The organism is Sanguibacteroides justesenii (genome assembly GCF_003204205.1).
GTDB classification, from domain to species: domain Bacteria; phylum Bacteroidota; class Bacteroidia; order Bacteroidales; family Marinifilaceae; genus Gabonibacter; species Gabonibacter massiliensis.
On sequence record NZ_QJPL01000006.1, the window covers coordinates 204,203 to 223,313 of the forward strand.

At 41.0% G+C, this 19,111-nt stretch carries 19 protein-coding genes and 1 other RNA gene; 10 read left to right on the forward strand and 10 right to left on the reverse strand.

Annotated elements, in window-relative coordinates; all coding sequences use genetic code 11:
* The first annotated feature begins 173 nt into the window (after positions 1–173).
* Positions 174–848 carry an ATP-dependent Clp endopeptidase proteolytic subunit ClpP gene (clpP, locus tag DMB45_RS11255; protein ID WP_041502690.1) on the forward strand — a complete coding sequence of 225 codons (675 nt, stop codon included), beginning with the start codon at positions 174–176 and terminating at the stop codon, positions 846–848.
* Between the two features lie 3 nt (positions 849–851).
* On the forward strand, positions 852–2,069 hold the full coding sequence (clpX, locus tag DMB45_RS11260; RefSeq protein WP_041502720.1) for an ATP-dependent Clp protease ATP-binding subunit ClpX: 1,218 nt from the start codon (positions 852–854) through the stop codon (positions 2,067–2,069).
* Positions 2,070–2,101: 32 nt separating this feature from the next.
* Here clpX and DMB45_RS11265 read toward each other — a convergent pair whose 3' ends face one another.
* From DMB45_RS11265 to DMB45_RS11275, 3 genes are read right to left on the reverse strand one after another with little or no spacing between them, the layout of a single operon-like run.
* On the reverse strand, positions 2,102–2,818 hold the full coding sequence (locus tag DMB45_RS11265) for a tRNA threonylcarbamoyladenosine dehydratase (protein ID WP_181416516.1): 717 nt from the start codon (positions 2,816–2,818) through the stop codon (positions 2,102–2,104).
* Positions 2,799–3,500, reverse strand: a complete 702-nt coding sequence (locus tag DMB45_RS11270; protein ID WP_052634436.1) for a TatD family hydrolase — start codon at positions 3,498–3,500, stop codon at positions 2,799–2,801. Before DMB45_RS11270 ends, DMB45_RS11265 begins: the two co-directional genes overlap by 20 nt.
* A 53-nt stretch (positions 3,501–3,553) precedes the next feature.
* Entirely contained in the window at positions 3,554–4,843 is a 1,290-nt protein-coding gene (locus DMB45_RS11275) for an L-cysteine desulfidase family protein (RefSeq protein WP_041502688.1), read from the reverse strand.
* 172 nt (positions 4,844–5,015) lie between these two features.
* Here DMB45_RS11275 and DMB45_RS11280 point away from each other — a divergent pair, with 172 nt between their 5' ends.
* Complete coding sequence (locus DMB45_RS11280; protein ID WP_052634434.1) at positions 5,016–5,546, forward strand: SPOR domain-containing protein; 531 nt, start codon at positions 5,016–5,018, stop codon at positions 5,544–5,546.
* Here the strand turns inward: DMB45_RS11280 and DMB45_RS11285 are convergent.
* Complete coding sequence (locus tag DMB45_RS11285; protein ID WP_041502687.1) at positions 5,536–6,522, reverse strand: GSCFA domain-containing protein; 987 nt, start codon at positions 6,520–6,522, stop codon at positions 5,536–5,538. The two genes, DMB45_RS11280 and DMB45_RS11285, sit on opposite strands and share 11 nt — an antisense overlap.
* 115 nt (positions 6,523–6,637) lie before the next feature.
* Here DMB45_RS11285 and DMB45_RS11290 point away from each other — a divergent pair, with 115 nt between their 5' ends.
* From DMB45_RS11290 to DMB45_RS11320, 7 genes are all read left to right on the forward strand, one after another.
* Complete coding sequence (locus DMB45_RS11290) at positions 6,638–7,192, forward strand: manganese efflux pump MntP (protein WP_041502686.1); 555 nt, start codon at positions 6,638–6,640, stop codon at positions 7,190–7,192.
* 61 nt (positions 7,193–7,253) lie between these two features.
* Positions 7,254–7,655, forward strand: a transfer-messenger RNA (tmRNA) gene (gene ssrA / locus DMB45_RS11295).
* Between the two features lie 195 nt (positions 7,656–7,850).
* Positions 7,851–8,150, forward strand: coding sequence for a hypothetical protein (locus DMB45_RS11300; RefSeq protein WP_041505045.1), 300 nt, complete (start codon positions 7,851–7,853; stop codon positions 8,148–8,150).
* A 13-nt stretch (positions 8,151–8,163) separates the two neighbouring features.
* On the forward strand, positions 8,164–8,742 hold the full coding sequence (locus DMB45_RS11305; RefSeq protein WP_160289619.1) for a tyrosine-type recombinase/integrase: 579 nt from the start codon (positions 8,164–8,166) through the stop codon (positions 8,740–8,742).
* Positions 8,687–9,052: a tyrosine-type recombinase/integrase gene (locus DMB45_RS15090; protein WP_041505043.1), complete on the forward strand. Its 366-nt coding sequence runs from the start codon at positions 8,687–8,689 to the stop codon at positions 9,050–9,052. The genes DMB45_RS11305 and DMB45_RS15090 overlap by 56 nt, the downstream gene beginning before the upstream one ends.
* 236 nt (positions 9,053–9,288) lie before the next feature.
* The gene (locus DMB45_RS11315) at positions 9,289–10,167 is read left to right on the forward strand and encodes a hypothetical protein (protein WP_041505041.1); all 879 of its coding nucleotides are present in this window, start codon (positions 9,289–9,291) and stop codon (positions 10,165–10,167) included.
* A 5-nt stretch (positions 10,168–10,172) separates the two neighbouring features.
* Entirely contained in the window at positions 10,173–10,409 is a 237-nt protein-coding gene (locus DMB45_RS11320; RefSeq protein ID WP_041502681.1) for a hypothetical protein, read from the forward strand.
* Between the two features lie 737 nt (positions 10,410–11,146).
* Here the strand turns inward: DMB45_RS11320 and DMB45_RS11325 are convergent.
* Genes DMB45_RS11325 through DMB45_RS11350 form a run of 6 tightly spaced genes read right to left on the reverse strand, consistent with a single transcriptional unit; the run spans position 11,147 to position 18,959 of the window.
* Entirely contained in the window at positions 11,147–11,920 is a 774-nt protein-coding gene (locus DMB45_RS11325) for a LytR/AlgR family response regulator transcription factor (protein WP_041505040.1), read from the reverse strand.
* Positions 11,913–12,944: a sensor histidine kinase gene (locus DMB45_RS11330; RefSeq protein ID WP_041502679.1), complete on the reverse strand. Its 1,032-nt coding sequence runs from the start codon at positions 12,942–12,944 to the stop codon at positions 11,913–11,915. Before DMB45_RS11330 ends, DMB45_RS11325 begins: the two co-directional genes overlap by 8 nt.
* 37 nt (positions 12,945–12,981) lie before the next feature.
* Positions 12,982–14,277, reverse strand: a complete 1,296-nt coding sequence (locus DMB45_RS11335; protein WP_041505039.1) for a TolC family protein — start codon at positions 14,275–14,277, stop codon at positions 12,982–12,984.
* Entirely contained in the window at positions 14,274–17,312 is a 3,039-nt protein-coding gene (locus DMB45_RS11340; protein ID WP_041505038.1) for an efflux RND transporter permease subunit, read from the reverse strand. Before DMB45_RS11340 ends, DMB45_RS11335 begins: the two co-directional genes overlap by 4 nt.
* Positions 17,299–17,904 carry a TetR/AcrR family transcriptional regulator gene (locus DMB45_RS11345; protein ID WP_041505037.1) on the reverse strand — a complete coding sequence of 202 codons (606 nt, stop codon included), beginning with the start codon at positions 17,902–17,904 and terminating at the stop codon, positions 17,299–17,301. Before DMB45_RS11345 ends, DMB45_RS11340 begins: the two co-directional genes overlap by 14 nt.
* Positions 17,904–18,959, reverse strand: a complete 1,056-nt coding sequence (locus DMB45_RS11350) for an efflux RND transporter periplasmic adaptor subunit (protein ID WP_041502717.1) — start codon at positions 18,957–18,959, stop codon at positions 17,904–17,906. Before DMB45_RS11350 ends, DMB45_RS11345 begins: the two co-directional genes overlap by 1 nt.
* Positions 18,960–19,111 lie beyond the last annotated feature (152 nt).

The following is a 19,111-nucleotide window of genomic DNA, read 5'->3' on the forward strand; positions in this document are numbered from 1 at the left end:
AAACCTTTACCTAATTTCCAATCGAAAGCTCTTTATAGACGACCTCTACACGTACGGATTCCCGCACCTTTACCCGATCAGCCCCGGATAGCCACCACCCGGTTAATCTTTGTTACATACTTGTCTTTCGCTTCGTTTTTTCGTAACTTAGCGGCGGATTAAATTAAAATAATATGTTTCCAAAAAATGAATTTCAAAAATATGCCACGAAACATAAAGGCATTAGCAGCTTAAACCTGCACCGATTCGAATCTGCCACGGCAAGCTATATATCTCCGACCATCATCGAAGAGCGTCAATTGAACATCGCCACGATGGACGTATTTTCCCGTTTGATGATGGACCGGATTATTTTTTTAGGTACACCTATCGACGATGATGTGGCCAATATCATTATGGCTCAACTTCTTTTTCTGGAATCCACGGACCCCGGAAAAGACATCCAGATTTATTTCAACACGCCCGGAGGTTCCGTGTATGCCGGTTTGGGGATATACGACACCATGCAATATATAAAATGTGACGTGGCAACTATCTGTACCGGAATGGCAGCTTCCATGGGAGCCGTGCTCCTGACAGCCGGAACCAAAGGGAAACGTTCCGCCTTGCAACACTCCCGGGTAATGATTCACCAACCTATGGGTGGAGCCTCAGGACAAGCATCCGACATCGAGATCACAGCACGTGAAATTGCCAAATTGAAAAAAGAACTATACACGATTATTGCCGATCATTCCGGAAACCCGTTCAAAAAAGTGGAAAAGGATTCCGATCGAGATTACTGGATGACTGCCGAGGAAGCTAAAAACTACGGCATGATCGATGTGGTATTAACCAGAGAAAAATAAATGATGCAAGACAAGTGCTCTTTCTGCGGAAGATCCAGAGATGAAGTGGATCTTCTTATATCGGGTGTGGACGGTTTCATCTGTGATATGTGTGCAACACAAGCGTACGATATCGTACAGGAAGAACAAAAAAACCATACCTCTTCGTTAAATCTGGATCAGATCGAAGTAAAAAAACCGATCGAGATCAAGGAATTCATGGATCAATACGTGATCGGGCAAGACGAGGCTAAAAAACATTTAGCCGTAGCCGTGTATAACCATTACAAGCGTTTGGCCCAAAAAGAGACTCAGGATGACGTCGAAATAGAGAAATCGAATATCATTATGGTCGGCAGAACAGGAACGGGAAAAACCCTGTTAGCACGTACCATTGCCAAAATGTTGCATGTTCCTTTTACCATCGTGGACGCCACGGTTTTAACGGAGGCCGGCTACGTGGGAGAAGATATCGAATCCATCTTGACGCGATTGCTTCAAGCCGCCGATTACGACGTGGAAGCCGCCGAAAAAGGGATCGTGTTTATCGATGAAATAGACAAGATCGCCCGTAAAGGAGACAACCCTTCCATTACCCGGGATGTCAGCGGAGAAGGAGTGCAGCAAGGCCTATTGAAACTATTGGAAGGTTCGATCGTAAACGTACCGCCTCAGGGTGGACGAAAACACCCGGAACAAAAACTGATACCCGTAAATACGAAAAATATTCTGTTTATCTGCGGGGGAGCTTTCGATGGCATCGAGAAGAAGATAGCCCAAAGAATGAACACCCAGGTAGTAGGCTTTACCGCCAGTAAAGAAACCGAAACCATCGACCGGGACAACATGCTTCAATACATTGCCCCCCAAGATTTAAAATCCTTCGGGCTCATTCCAGAAATCATCGGACGCCTGCCGGTATTGACTTATTTAGAACCATTAGACAGACAAGCCCTAAGGAATATTCTCACGGAACCGAAAAATGCCATTATCCGGCAATACGTGAAATTGTTCGATTTGGATCATATACAATTGAATTTCGATGAAGAGGTATTCGAATACATTGTCGATAAAGCGATCGAATTCAAATTGGGTGCACGCGGACTTCGTTCCATTTGCGAAGCGATAATGACAGACCTGATGTTCGAGATTCCCTCGCAAAAATGCGAGACCGTCACCATCACCAAAGAGTATGCCGAAAGCAAATTACAAAAATTAAGTGCCCAGAAACTTCGGGCCTAATCGTAGAAAAGCGGTCATTGGCCGCTTTTCTTTTATTTCCCTATCAAATCACGAATCACGACAGAGGCACAAAAACAACCGAATGCAGGCGGCATATAAGAGATCGTTCCCACATTGGATTTCTTATTTTCACCCTCACTTAGAACCACCGCTTCAGGATCGACCTCTTCCGGAGAGAAAACGACTTTTACCCCTTTATACACACCTAATTTATGTAATCTCTTCCTAAGCATTCTTGCCAGATTACAATTATAGGATTTAGAAATATCCGCAATCCGTATTTGCGTAGGGTCGAACTTTCCCCCGGACCCCATCGAGCTCACGATAGAGTAACCGTTCTGCAAACTGTGGTATATCAAAAAAATTTTAGGGGCCAACGTGTCGATCGCATCCACAATATAATCATAAGAAGCCAGCTTCAACACTTCAATCATCCGGTCGTCCCGGATATAATCATTGATAACATGCAATCGTATTTCCGGATTTATATCCCGAAAGCGAGCGGCCATAACTTCGGCCTTAGGCTTGCCCATGTTACTATCTAAAGCAGGCAGTTGACGATTTTTATTGGTCTCCTCCACGCAATCCCCGTCAATAATCGTCATCTCTCCTATTCCCGCACGACACAACTGTTCCGCGGCATAAGCGCCTACCCCCCCTAACCCCGCGACCAACACGTGAGCTTCCTGCAATTTCTTCAATGCTTCTTTCCCGATTAACAATTCCGTCCTACTTAACCATTCCGTCATCATACCTTATCTCTATCACTTTTTGATAATTATCCCAAATAACCCGCTTCAACTCCTCTTCTCCAATTCCCAATTCAGAAGCCGCAGATTCGTATATCGCCTCGATCCGGACGTCCCGGTCATCACTCTCCAAAAAAAGAGCGTACAACGGAATCTTTCTTAACAAACGAAACGCGTTCGAACGAGGATTCAACAACTGAGGCCCTACCGAAATATAAAAACCGTGTTCTAATAACTGATTAAGAATCTGTTCATTATTATTAAAACCATGAATAATCCAAGGAACCGTCGTTTTCATGCCTTTACGAACCCTGATCAAATCGGGATAGGCCTTAACGCAATGAATGATCAAAGGTTTTCGTGCCCGTTCCGCTAACTCGACCTGTCCTATCAACAAGGGGATCTGTTCTGAAAATAACACGGCGGATCTCCGGTCCAAACCACATTCTCCCACGGCGACAACCTCTTTTAAGGCGATCATTTGCCCCAACTCCTTCAAAATTTCTTCCCTCTTTCTCGTGAGTTTTTTCATCGGATGCCAGCCTACGGAATAGAAAAACCGCTCCCCTCCCGAACGCCTCTTCTTCAATTCGATCTTCAAACCGGCATAAAGTTCCCCGACGTCCAATATATTGACCCCGCACCCTCCGCAATGCGTATGTATATTTACATAGGAAACCATTTCTCTTTGCTTGCAAGACAAATTCTTCTACACGAAGATAGGAAAAAGGGAGACTATTTACTTCCCTTACGACACATAATATTCAATATTGTCTTATCCGTCTCTTCCATTCCGGCCGTTCCGATCAAACCGACATTTCGGATCGTCTTTTCAATATCGTCCTCTATGATCCCGTCATCATGGGTTTGAATTCCCCGCATGGCTAATAAAGCCGCCTGCACGGCAGCGGAGACCCCGGAGTATACCTTTAAAGCACATCCCTGTTTTGCTCCGTCGCACATCATTCCCGTCAAATTGGAACACATCGTTTTTATAGCATTTACGACTTGCTCGTAACTCCCGCCCATCAGGTAAGTTATGGCAGATGCAGCCCCGGTCCCGGCAATCAGAATACCGCAAAGAGCCGAAAGGTGCCCCATATAGGAGTGAATATGAGCCGCAATCAAATTACTCATCGCCAAAGCCCGCACCAACTGCTCTCTCGAAGAACCGAATTTTTCTGCCGCAACAATAACAGGCATATACACCGTAATGCCTTGGTTACCGCTACCGGAATTGGTCATTACAGGCTTCGGGCACCCGTCCATACGAGCATCAGAAGCAGCCGTAGCCTGAATCAAAGCATTGTTCAACAAATCATTTTCCAATACTCCTTTATCGATATTTTCCTGCAAAGTTTTACCGATTTGCAACCCATACTCCTTTCTCAATCCTTCCGAAGCAATCTCCTTATTCATCTCGGCTCCCTCCAATACGAATTCGATATCTTTCAACTCCACCTCATGAATAAAATCCCATATTCTTCTGACACTCAACACGGGACAATTATCTTCCGATAATTTAGAGACATCCACCCGATACTCTTTTTTAAAAATAACCTCCCCGTTTTTCTCCACATACACGATATTCGTGTGGTCATTCATGATTATCACTTTTGCCGTATCATCTCCTCTCCGGGCATCCACTTCCGCGTATAACTTATCGGGTGCATCCTCTTTCATGGAAACGACGACTTTCGATACCAGCTCCTTTGCAAATAATAAATTATCCCCTTCGTTCACCTCTTTCAGTACTTCCAAACCATACTCGCTCTTGCCGCAAACGGCACCTAAAGCAGCAGCAATAGGAAGGCCTACCATCCCCGTTCCCGGAATCCCCACGCCCATTCCGTTTTTGTATATATTCCCGCTCACCCGCACCTCCAAATATTCCGGAGTACTCCCTAAAACCTCTTTGCATTTAGCACAGGCAAGAGCACAAGCCACGGGTTCCGTACATCCCAAGGCTGCTTTAGCTTCTTTTCTTAATATGTCAACAATTTGGCTATTCGATACTTGAGTCATTCTATATGATTTTTACACGTGAACTTTTAATTATATCCCCATCCGACAAAAATAATGTTATTTATCTATTTTTCTATCATTTCAATACAATTTATGCTATCTTTGTTCATTCCATGAAAGACCATGGTAGCCTATTGTTATAACGCGAACGATCAAATACATCTTATAAAATATGAGAACACTTTTAGTCACGGTATTATTATTGATAGCGAGTTACGGTCGGGGGCAAAACGACTCGATTCCTCCCGTTGAGAAAGAATTTGATTTCATACGCGAATTACTGGAACCCAATCGATTGGGTGGAGTAAATATTCACATCTCCGGAGATCACAGAATCGAAAAATTGGTCAGATTAAATATAGCCAATAATAAAAAAGGATACTCGTTCAAAGGCTATCGAATCCAGATACTATCCGCAAGTTCTTTTAATTCAAACGTCGATAGTTTAAAAAAATACACGGAAGATTTTGAAAAGCTTTTTCCCGATATTCCGGCTTATTTACAATACTTTGATCCCGATTTCAAAATCAGGGTCGGAAATTTTCATTCCCGCCTCGAAGCAATCCCCGCTTTAAAACGCATCCGTAAGAAATATCCCAACAGTTATCCTGTAAAAACAGATATCTATTTAAAAGAATTAAACCGGGTACAGGAACAGGATACGACTTCCGGTCCGGACTCTTTGTTGCCGTTCAAACGGTAAGATAAGCTTCAAGCTGCTTTATCTCTTTCGCGAAATTTACGGTTGGATGAATCCGGGTAACCTCTCGAATGGCAGCCAGTAGTTTTCGTACTAAATTTCGATAATCATCGGAAGTCGCATCGAACGGACGATGAGTTATTCCCTTGTTTATTCGTCCGATCGTATTCATCACGCCCAACACATCCGGACTGATATAACTGAACAACAAACGCTCCCAAATATAATCGACCGTAAACGAGGTTAAATGAAGCATATCTTCGGCGTAAAAACGATAATCCCGCAACTCATCCAACACAATCTCGTAAGCGGGGAAATAATAAACCAGCTCCACGGCCTCCCGTATTTGCTCAATAGCCAGTAACAATGTCGATTTACTCAACTGATTGCCATCGGCTCCATCTTTCCAGTGACGGATCGGACTAACGGTAAACATAACCCGCAAATCGGGATTCACCTCCCGCAAGCGACGGATCAACGAAATATATTCGTCTGCAATCTCCCCGACACTCAACCGATAACGCTCGAACTCCTTAGCGGGAATCTTATGACAATTCGCCACCACCATCCCCGTCTTCATGTATTTATAAACCCAGGCCGTACCCCATGTTACGACTAATAAATCCGTCCTTTTCAAATTCTCCCGGGCCTCTTCCAATCTTCCGTTTATCCGGTTCAAAACCGTCATAAGTTCTCTATCCGAAAAACAACCATGATGATAGAGGCTTACCCATTTCCCATTCTCACGTAATAAATCCGACTCCTGAAACTTTTTGTTGTCTAACATCAGGCGAAGCACATTGGCTACCGAACGGGGATTATACACGATGCCGCAAGGATTCACATCCACATCGAATTTATAATAAGTAAACTTATTACCCATGTTTTCGGCAAAACAAGAACCCAGCAACATCAGTTTAGAACGGTAATCGATCAAAAAATCGGGAGGGGTGATATTCACCTTCGTCTGCAAGTTCATTTCCTTTTGTTTTAATTTTAAACTCTTTAAGTTCTCCTACAAAAATACGGAAGATTTACCTCTTTTGTGCCGACAATCTCCATCTATTTTATATTTTTGTACAAAATATCTGTGTATGGGAATCATCACCATGTTTATGATTGCCGTTGGTCTGGCGATGGACAGCCTTGCCGTAAGTATCAGCGGGGGGATTTTTATGAAACCGTTTTGGTTGAAACAAGCCATGAAGTTAGCTTTAACCATGGGGATTTTTCAAGGAGGGATGACCCTTGCGGGGTGGGCTCTGGGAGTCAGTTTCAGTTCATACATCACAGCATACGATCATTGGATTGCTTTCATTCTATTATCTTTCTTGGGAGGCAAAATGATTTACGAGTCTTTTCAGAAAGAGAAGAGTTCTTTCGCCTCGTTGTCGAACAAAACCTTATTAACCTTAGGAGTAGCAACCAGTATCGACGCTCTTGCCGTCGGAATAAGCATGGCTTTTCTTAAGGTCAGTATATATCTCCCCTCATTTATTATCGGCTTTACAACATTCATTCTATCCCTCGCCGGGGTTTGCTTCGGTTACCGCTTCGGAAAAATAAAAGGAATCAACGTGGAACTGCTCGGGGGAATCATCCTGATCGCCATAGGAACAAAGATCCTTATCGAACATTGTTCCGAATAATTTTTTTTCCGATCCCTTCAATATACCGCATATTTCATTATCTTTGCTGTCGCATAACTATGGGGCAGACCTGGATTTGACAGCATGATGAATAGGTATGTAAGCATGTCGGGCGTAGTGAAGCCGGCCCGTTAATCCCGGACGCAAAATTTTAATTGGCGAAAATAATTACGCTCTTGCTGCCTAATCGAATCACAGTAGATTCAGGCTTAATCTCCGCTCAAGGATAGTGGAGACAAGACATCCCGCCGGAGGATCCACCTTGTTCCAACCGGCATCCGGGGTGCAGGCAATACAGGGTTAGCCGGCGTCATGCTTCGAGGCGCAGGTGAAATTCAGAAGCTAAGGTACAGTTTGGGTGCTCTTTTCCGGGCTGTATTCGAAAACCAATAAAAAGCTAAGCATGTAGAAAACATATTGATTCCGTGTTTGGACCAGGGTTCGATTCCCTGCTGCTCCACAAAGTTCTTTTTATGTTGCACTTAATCAACAGGTTACAATAGCCACAAAATAGACATTGGAGCTTAATGATTACAAGTTTGGCGATAAATTATTGATATATAGTATATTGCCAACACATGCAATAGACAGGTTGCAGACAATATAGACACTTTTCATTCTTTCTGATTTTGGATTGGGGAATTTAAAACAGAAAAAAATGAAACGAGAAATTGTTGCAACAATACCGAAATTAAGTGAAGGCCGGGTGTGGTACGTGTATTTCTCAGTACGCAACCCCAAAACCGGCCGTATGGTTCGGCAAAAAATTTATGAAGGATTTAAGCAATTAAAAAGCCACGCTAAAAAGCGTGAGCATGCGCAAAAATTAATTGCGAAATACACTAAATTGTTGTCAAATGGCTGGACGCCATGGAATGATCCTGATGTGCTTTACGAGGATCAGATCCAATACAAAAATGAAGCCGAGAGCTTTGGTTATCTAAAAAAAGAGCAATAATTGTGCTCGAAAATTGTCCTCTGAATTTCTCCTATATAAACAAAGTGCATTAAAAGAAAAAACATATTCTTCGTATCAAAGCAAAATGCGAATTTTCACTTTATGGTTAGAAAAAAACGGTTTCGGTGGATACGATATAACGGAGATTGATAACGAAATTATATTGAACTTTTTCGATTACATTATCAAAATCCGAAATCTCGATAAAGTAACAGTAACAACCTACAAAATAAAAATAAAAGCTTTCTTCGACTTCTTAATCAAAAAGAAATACATTAAATTAAATCCCGTTTACGATATTCCCGACGTAAAGAAAAAAGTAGACGCAGCTCCAAAACCCATCACTCCAGATGATTTAAAAAAACTACTCGTTTGTATACAAAAAGACGATCCACAGCTATACTTAGCTTGCATGATGCAGTACTACTGTGCGATTCGCCCCGGCACAGAGTTAAGATTACTAAAAATCAAACACATCGATTTTTATTCCGGCAAAATAACCATAAACATAATCGATAGTAAAGCTCCACGACAAGATGTTATCCAAATTACACGAACTAATAACAACGGTATACCAACTACAAAATTTTAATAAAGAATTCTTCATTTTTGGACGTAAAGGCATACCGGGATATGAAGAACTCGGGAAAAACACATTGCGCAATCGGTTCAATAAATTTCGTGATAAACTAAAACTAAGCAAAGAATATAAATTTTACAGCTTTAAACACACGGGAGCAGGGCTTCTGCTTGACTCGGGAGTAACCTTCAAAGATTTAATGGATCACCTTCGACACCATGATATCGAAAGCACATACCATTACATCAGAAAATATAAGGGAACTACTAACGAAAAAGTCCGGAATAATTTTCCGGATCCTTTTCAAAATTTTGCAAAATGAAGGAATAACAATTCTATTGCGTTTTTTCTTTCCGGATTTTAATATACCAAAAAACATAATTAAGTTTTGGCATGAAAAGTACGGGAAAGAGAATTTCGCCATCAATAAATTAACTAAAAGATACAATTACGGCACAAAAAAACTGCAATTACGGCACATTTATTTAAAAAATATAAGTTAAATTCGCAAAATTGCATTTTAATTAATCTAAAACTTACTAATTACAAAATTACATTATGAAAAAAGTAAAATTCTTCAATTTCATCGTATGCCTACTTTTAGTTATGGCGGGTTGTAATGATGACGACAACTTACCATCAAGAAAAAACGAGTTTGATTTAAGAAAAATAAATTATCAGACTCATTTTACAAATCCTTATGACACGATAGGGAAATATCATAACGAAGCATTAGCGTATGTTTTTAAGGAGTATTTTAAATCTCCGGCGGCCAAGTCTTCTCAAAATGAAAAAGAGAAATTAAGCAAACTTATAGTTGATTTTATGAATAAAAAGCCTTTTGCGGAAGGAGTAAAGATAACTGAAAAAGACATTCAGAAAATGGAATCACGAGTACAGGCAAAATCTTCTAACAATCAATTATTCAATAGTGATAAACAGCGAAAGTATTATAAGAATCTTAAGGATAAAGTACGTAAAGATAAACATTCGTCTCCACAAGATCTTATATCTTCTATTAATAAATTAGAAAAACAGGTAGCAGAATCTGATCTTCCCGAGTCAGAACAGGCTCAATTATTAATAGGTATGTCCGTGGCAAAATACAGCTCTGTTTTTTGGATGGAGCAAATAAAGAATATGGAATCTCAGGCAAAAACAACAAATGCCATTCCGGAAGAAGAGATGTATGACGGAGATTGGAATCGCTGGTTTGAATCATTTTTAAGCAAGGCAGAAGAAATTTTCTGGGCAGATGTTGAAGGTGGTATAGGAGGATTCGCAACATCATTCATATTCATAGATTACAAAGGTCTTCTAATTCCGGGTATGGGTCTTGCAACAATTCAAGCCGCAATGGGATATGTCGTTAGTTTTGCAATTGGAGCCTCTGCTTGGCAAGGGATAAAGATTTTATGGAATATTGTATTTGAATAAATATCATGAAGGAAAATAATAATATTCAGAAAAAAATTATTCAAAGAACATTTTGGCAAATATTACCTTTTATGTGCATTCTCCTTTTGTGGCGAGAGTTTGGAAATATGGAATTTTCTTGGTCATATGCAGCCATGTTCAGTATTGAATTAATTGTAGGTATTGGAATCACCTATGCGACCGCTTGTTATTTGGCTCGTTTGAAAATTAAAGATAAAGATAAACATATTTTTCGGGATTAATAAAAGCGGGAAATATTTCCTGCTTTTATGAGTGAGTATTACTTTTTATGCTTATTCTGCTTGTTATAAACGAGTATGGAGAGGTAAAACTAACATGGCTTTATCTCCTTCTTAATGGAACTCTTGTTCCTTGGAATATTGCCCCCATTTTAACATGGAATACTCTTTTGGTGTTTTTACACATGTACTTGTGATTTCCCAAATGATAGACTTGAGACCTTTTATCGTATGGAGATATTACTTTAAAAAGCCATATAACACATTCAAGGTTTATGATGCATGATTCCTCAGTTGGAAAAGCATCTAACAAGTCATATAAAGACCGAAATCCTGTTATATTAAACTTCATTTTTACCTTACTACTTTTGCTTATTAATAATATCTATTCAAATAATAAAATAAAGGTGTTTAATTATAAGCAATTAATATCCAGTTTTTTTGTCATTCATTATTCCCCTAAACTTAAATTACTAACAAAGCGATATTTTGTAAAGATACTGACCAGTATGATCTACAACTATTTGGTCTGATACCTCATTGAATATTTCCCTCTTTGCCATCGATTACATAATTTATAAAAAAACTGAATTTACAGCCATCAGCAAAAGATATATAATCAACGAAGAACGTTAATAATAAATAGACTTTAAATCGTCATCAATCATGAATTTTCGATTAGAAAATAGTCTACCTGATCTCGATAGATCGAAGGCAATTACAAATAAACCATAGCATTTCTAAAAATTCAACCATAGTTTAAAGGCGGTTATCTTTTCTTCGCTAACCGTAATCTGGGATTTAAAGGGCGGTTTTACAAAAACAACGACTTTACCGTTGAAATAAGGTTCTATACGCATGATGGCTTTCACACAAAGAAGCACCTGACGATTAGCGCGGAAAAACTGATCGGGATCAAGTTGTTCAACCAGTTTATTGAGCGAAAGATCGACAATATGCTCCTGCCCTGAATAGGTTACAGCGAATGTAATCTTATTTTCAGAATAAAAATAAGCGATATCGATTACCTCCAGCGGGCGGAATCGATCTCCCCCGGAAATCAAAAAACGGGTTCGATAAGGCTTTTCTCTCTGTTGCAAACTATTAAGAATCGTATCCAGATAATCCTCTGCCCGCAATTTACCACCTGCAGTAAACGATTCGTATTTCACGATGGCCTCCAATAATCTTTTTTCATCAACAGGTTTCAAAATATAATCTATACTGTTTACCGCAAATGCCCGCACGGCATACTGATCGTAAGCCGTAGTAAAAACAATAACGGAAGAGGGACGAGCAGCGTTTAAAAAATCGAACGAATTACCGTCGGACAAATGAATATCGAGAAATAAAAGATCAGGATGAGAATTTTCGGTAAACCATTGTATATTCTCTTCCACGTTTCCGGACAACACGATGATTTCCCAGTCCGGGCGTAATCGATGAATCATCATATATAACAAACGGGCTGCAGGAACCTCGTCTTCAATAATGCCGACCTTCAAACTACTCATTTGCAAAAGGAATTTTCACGGTAAATACTCCAAATTTATCACAAACCTCAATACTCTTGCCCGTAATCAACTCGCATCGATTAGACAGATTCTGAAGTCCCACGCCAGGCGAGGAATCGCCTATCTTGGGTTTAATCAGATTACGAACCACCAACGTGTCCCTTTCTACCTCTATATTGATTTCCATGGGGCGACTTGCAGATATCGAATTGTGTTTTATCACGTTTTCGACCAGTAATTGCAATGTCAGAGGAGGTAAAAGTCGCTCTTTACAATCGTCAGCAACTATCAGGTTACAAGTGATACAATTTCCCAACCGGACCTCATGCAGAAAAAGATACGAGTTCAAAAATTCCAATTCTTCTCCCATGGTAACCAGAAGTCTATCCTGACATTGCAATACATAACGATAAACATCCGAAAGGTTTTTAGTAAAACTCACCGCATTTTGAGGATTATATTCGATTTCGGCGATTAAGGTATTGAGACTATTAAACAAAAAATGCGGATTCAATTGATTTTGCAAAGCCATGTAACGAGCCGTATCGTTCTCTTTTTGCAATGCCGACGTACGTTGCTGCAAATAAAGCATATTCTGCATGGCCCGATAAGCAAGCAGTAATCCAAGAATGACCAATTCCACCAACCAGACAAGGATCAAGAGACGCACTCCCCCATTCGGAAAAGTAAACGGATGCGCCAAACCTACCAAAAGTTTAGCTGTAACCAACAACCCGTAATTTAACAGTAAAAACATCAGCATGACCACCACGTACACGAATACAATTCTCAATCGGCTACGAGTGTTTAAAGCATAACTATCGTTTAGCCAGGAACTGATCCGAATTGTAAAATAACCCAATATATTGAAAGTCAAAATAAAAAACAGGCATACCCCGATTAAGGATGACGCTTCGGTTAATAGTAACGGGAAACCGGAATAATTGATCAACAAAAGAAAAGAAAATACCCCAAGACCGGAAAACAATCCGACATATAAAAAAGAGTTTAGTCTTGTATTCATCCTATCTTCAATACCGTTTTTGCAAAGTTAGTTATATTTAGAAAGATCCGTACGCATTCAAAGCTTTTATTAAACCCGAATAGTAACTTTGAGCAGCCACTTTAGCATGTACATAATTGAGTTGTGAAGTCTGCCGATAGGTCTGGGCGTCGATTACTTCCAAAATAGAAATTTTCCCTTCCCCGTAACGTTCCAACGCTTTTATTTCGTTTTCACGAGCCTTTTCCAATGAATTTTCACTCAAAACCGCTCGTTCCTGCGCCTGCAATAAATTCAGATTAGCCGTCTGTATGTCCAATGCCACTTCATCTTTCACCCGATTCACCCGATCGATTGCCATACCGATCTGCTCCGTAGAAGCTCTTTTTTCACTACGACGTTTTCCCCATTCAAATAAAGGTACTGATAATTTGGCATAAGCAGCATAATTAGGATCCATATCCGAACGAAAATTATATCCTGGAGAGGTATAATTTCCTTCCATACCCACATAAAACTGAGGCTTATATTGAGAATCATTTCGCCGCGAACTACTCTCGATTATCTTTACCTGTTCTTCAGCAATCTTAATTTCAGGACGATTCATTCCAGTCGATAACGATAAGGAGTCTCCAATGGCAAGCATTGGGACAACTGTTTCTATTTCTGTAGAACTTTGCAATTCCACACCGATAATGGAATTAAGAGCCATACATCCCGTTTGGAAATCATTTTTTGCTTGCAACAGGCGATATTCAGCTTCATTGAGCTTCACCTCAGCCATCAATAAATCTTGAGGATCGGCCAACCCTGCATCCACTCTTTCCCCGATTGTTTTTACCAATGAAGCCATCGAATCATAAAAATCTTGGACTACATCAATGATCTCCCGACGAGCTACCGTGTTCCAATACTGAATATCTGTTTGGTAACAAACCATAACCCGCACCATTTCGGCTTGGTTGACCGCCATTGCCTGTTGATGCCGGACTAACCGAATGGCCTCGAGAATCCGGCCTCCCGTGTAAACTGGTTGCAACAAAGCAACCGATACGCCGTATTGCATATGTTGTCCTTCAAAACTTTTGGATACTCCCGCGACCGGCAAATCGATGGACAATTCCATCGGATTACCCGTATACCGGAAACTCGCATCCGCAGCCAACTTCGGCTTTCTATCGGCACGGACCGATTTTTCAAGTTCCAAACTGACTGAAATATTTTTCTCTGCAGCTTTAAGATCGTGATTGTACTGCAAAGCCATAGAACGATAAGTATCGAGTAATGAGCTTTGTTGTGCGGATACCGTCGACAAACAGCCTAAAGCCACAAACATTAAACCAATCTTTTTCATCGTTGATATTCTTTTACGTTATAAAATACAGTATAAAGAGCCGGAGTAACAAACAGTGTCAACAAGGTTGCGAATGCCAGTCCAAAAATAATAGTAGCGGCCATTCCCCCGAAAGCGACATCAAACAGGAGAGGCACCATACCAAAAATGGTCGTCGTTACAGCCATTAATACCGGACGAGTACGAATAACCGTAGCTTCGACAATAGAAGTATAGAGGCTAATGCCGCTCCGGTGTTGTATATTGATTTCATCAAGCAGCACGATAACATTTTTAATAATCATCCCTAAAAGCCCCAACCAACCGGCAATCGGGAAAAAGCCAAATTCGAACCCGGTAAGCAACATGCCGACAGCAACACCAATGATCGACAAGGGGAGTACACAAAGAATAATGACAGGTTCTCGAAAATTACCAAAAAGAGCTACAAGAATTACCACCAACAAGAGAAAAGCCAAAGGAAAAAACTTGGCAAGTGCCTGTAATCCTTCTCCCTGATCCTTATATTGCGAATCCCAAAAGAAAGAGTATCCTTCAGGTAAACGGATCTTTTCAATCTCTCCCCTTATCTCTCCGTGTACCTCGGCCATCGTGTGTCCGGGCTTTACACCACACATGGCAGCCATCGATAATTGTCGGTTATACGTTCTGACCTGTGGAAACTCCCAGGTAGTTTCAATACGTTCGGTCACTTGCGACAGAGGAGCTGATTTACTTCCATTCCAGATAGAAAAATTTCCCAAAGACTCAGCATCCGTGACATTGGGTACTTCCGATTTAAGTTGCACGGGAACTTTTTTCTCCTTATCCCGATAAACACCTACCGTAAATCCGTCACTAATAGACTTCACGGACTGAATCATATCTGCTTTTGTAATCCCCAGCATTCCAGCTTTCACCGGATCATATACAGGACGGATCACCATCGTCATATTACCCCATTCGTTACGAGCATCCGCAACTTTTGGATTCCGCCGCATAATTTCAATAGCCACTCCAGTCAGCGAATCCAAAACAGCCATATCAAGTCCCAAGAAACGGGCTTCAATCAAAGCTTCTGTAAGCGGGCTAAGTTCAAATTTATTGACTTTGACAAAGGCCTCCGGATACTTTACGGGAATAGAATCCTGCAATATAGCATGCAATTGACGGGACATCGACGAAGTCCTACATTTCACCAGCAACTGTGCATAATTTGATTGCGGTCCGAAAGAGACGTTCGCTAAATAATAACGCGGAGGCGTTCGGCCCACAAATGCAGACACGCTCTCGGTTTCCCCGTAAGTACGAATATAATCGGTCATATCTTCGGCGATACGGTCAGTCTCCTCTATCCGGCAACCTTCCGGCAACCACATATCAATGGTAAAATATTGCTTATCAAGTGACGGAACAAAAACCTTCGGAATAAATCGAAAGCTCCAGGCAGAAAGACAAAGCATCACAACCAGGCAGGACAGAACCAGGTATTTACGCCGGATCACCCAATGCAAAGAGGAACGGAAAATGTCGTACCATTTCCCTGAAAACAAATTCTCTTTCAACTCGGCAGGACGTGGACGGCGAACAAATTCCTGAATAAAAAACGGAGTTTGCGTAAGAGCAAACACCCAACTGAACATGAGTGACACGCCAATAACAATTACCAACGAGGACAACAACTCTCCTGTAATATGCGGAGAATAATAAATAGGCATAAAGGTCAGAATAGCAATAACCGTAGCCGCCAGCAAGGGTAAGGCCGTCGAAGAACAGGCCCGCATCAAGGCTACTCTTTTACGCATGCCCCGTTGCATATTGACCAAACAGGAGTCGGACACAACGATGGCATTATCCACCAGCATGCCCATGGCAATAATAATCGCAGCCAGCGACATGCGTTGTAGCGCGATCCCATTGGAATACATCACGATAAGCGTAGCAAATATAGAAAATACCAGTCCACTACCTATCAAAATTCCATTTTTAAACCCGATAAAGAAAAGTAAAATAGCCACAACCGTGAGTACGGAAACGATCAGATTGACAATAAACCCGCGATTGGCGACATCCGATTCATATCCCTGATCATAAATACAGGAAAGATGATATCCCGCCGGAAGTTTCCCCGAAAATTGATCGATTCGCTCTTTCACGAGTTCTGCCATATCCACCACATTCCCGGTAGGGACTGTCGAAACGGCGATACCGATAGCCGGTTCTCCATTGATCCGCATAATGTTCGACGCTGGCATCTGATAAGCCTCACTGATTTCAGCAATATCTCCCAGCCGAAAATGTTCACTACTTCTGGAAACGATCGTCAAATTCCGAATATCATCAAGCGAATAAAAATTCCCTGTGGATTCAACACGAATACGATTCATTCCCGATTCTATTCCCCCGGCATCCACCACTCTATTTTGTCCTTCGAAAGCATGTATAATATCCGTTGTCGTAATACCACTTTGCGACATGACGGAGGGGCTTATTCGTACTTCGATCGTAGGCATTTGTACGCCATAAATTTCCACTTTGGCTACATCTTTGACTTTTAGCAATTCATTTTTAATCCATTTAGCCTGATCTTCCAGTTCCCGGTAACTATGCCCGGACCCTGTCAAACCATAAAAAACGCCCAGGACATCTCCAAAATCGTCATTGACAACGGACGGACCCGCCCCAACCGGTAATTTTCCTTGTACATCGCTTACTTTTCGGCGAAGCTTATCCCATAATTGCTGCATTTCGGAGGCACGAATTTCTTTTTTTACATACACCGTAATTTTAGAAAGCCCCGCCCGGTTTTCCGTTTTTAAATAATAGAGTTCTCCCATAGATTGGATTGCCTCTTCCAATACATCCGTTACTTGTGTCTGAACCTCCGAAGGCGAAGCCCCCGAATAAGGCGTAATTACCAAGGCCTGCTTAATTGTGAAAGGAGCATCTTCCAATTTCCCCATTTTCAAGTAAGAGAACACCCCCCCAAACAAGACCAAAACAAGCAGCAAGACACTCACGGACTTCTTTTGCAAAAAATATTTAATCAGCTTCATTATAACTTCTGTTTTTCAATTTTTCATTTATATAAATCTGTCCCTTTATTGTCACAATTTCCCTCGTGAAGGCTTGAATACGTTTGGTTATTTCAAGTGATTCCGATAACGAGAATGAACAGGCATCCGGCATAAAAAGATTTGACCAATGTTTGCTAAAAAAAGTGTAAACAAGATGTGGCGATACGGTGGGTCGGACATACCCGTTTACAATCGCGTCTTCCACCTTATCCCGACAAGCAACAGCATAGCTATCTAAAAAATTATCCAGAAAATGAAAAACATCATGATAATATTTTTTTATCTCCAGACAACAACGACGGCTTAACTTTCCGCACAATTCGGGATAAACCTCGACAAAATCGACCATCATATCCGGTAAACATTCATCCGCATTGTTAAAGATTTCTTCCTGACTTATCCTGTATGTAACACACTTCAACAATAATAGTTCCTTTGTTCGAAAATACTTTCTCAGGGTATGGGATGTCAGATTTATAAGTTTGGCTATCTCTTCCAAGGAGAGTGATCGAATGCCGTATAATCGAAATACGCCCACCACCTGTTGAATAATTAGAATTTCACGTTCCATCAGATATATTCTTCATCCCCGATATGTACTTCCATTTCTTCCGATAAAAAGCGAAGTCCGCTAACCGCCACGACTTCTCCCTCAATCAAACCGGTCTCAATACATACCTTTCCTTCAGGCATTAATTTTCCCAATGTTATTTTCCGCCGGCTAACACGTCCCTTTTCTTTATTAACAATCCACACAAAATCTTCTTTTGCAGGACTATGCCAAACAGCTTTCAACGGAATGATAACGTTTGAATCTGCAATCGTCTCTGAGGGCCGGAAAGAAAGCTTTCCGGACATACCTGCCGGTAACTGTTCACGTTGATTCGGCAATAAGGCAGTTAACAGGTAAGAAAGATTATTTGGTGTCGTACTTTTGGATATCTTCTCGATCTTTAACTTGTATACCCTATCTGGTATCGCATCAAAACGCAATTCTACCTCCTGATTCAAAGACTTGCTCAAAAGGACCTGCTGATTAACATATGTTTCTATCTTCAGATTATTAATATCAACAAACGATATAACCGGTTGCGAAGCTTTCACCTCTTGATATTTCTCAATATACACCTCCCCGACATATCCATCAAAAGGTGCAATCAACCGGGTATCATTCAATTCGTTAACTGCCGTTTCATAAGCCGTTTTTGCCGATATATAATCGGCTTTAGCCTTTTCAAAGGTGCTTGCAGATACATTTTTTTTATCATGAAGAATCCGAATCCGCTCGAACTCGGCATGCATTTGTCGATACACGGCTTCAGCCCGTTCTTTACGGATACGAAAATCACGGGCATCAATTTCAGCAATAACGTCACCGCTTTTGTAATAATTTCCGGCAAAGACTTCAAAACGATCGATAGGTCCTCCTACCCGAAAAGAGAGTTCCGATACCCGAAAAGGAGCAGATATAAACGAAAACTCCCACCGATTCTGCAAGGGCTCCTTCACGGCCGAGGCCGTTCGTACAACCATTTTCCGCTCTCGATTGCTCCGCATGGAATCCCCACACGAAACTAGTGCCGTTATCAAAATCAACACTGTTATTAAATTCATTGCTACTTTCATCTTCTTTTTATTTTTAGACGAAAATAGCAGCTTACTTTCAAGTCTACCAGATAAATTTTTCCGAAACCGGAAAATAAGATTCTGAAATCGGCATTCGGATAAACGAAGTTGCATGAACCATCTATTATATTCATTCATATAGAAAGGCTATC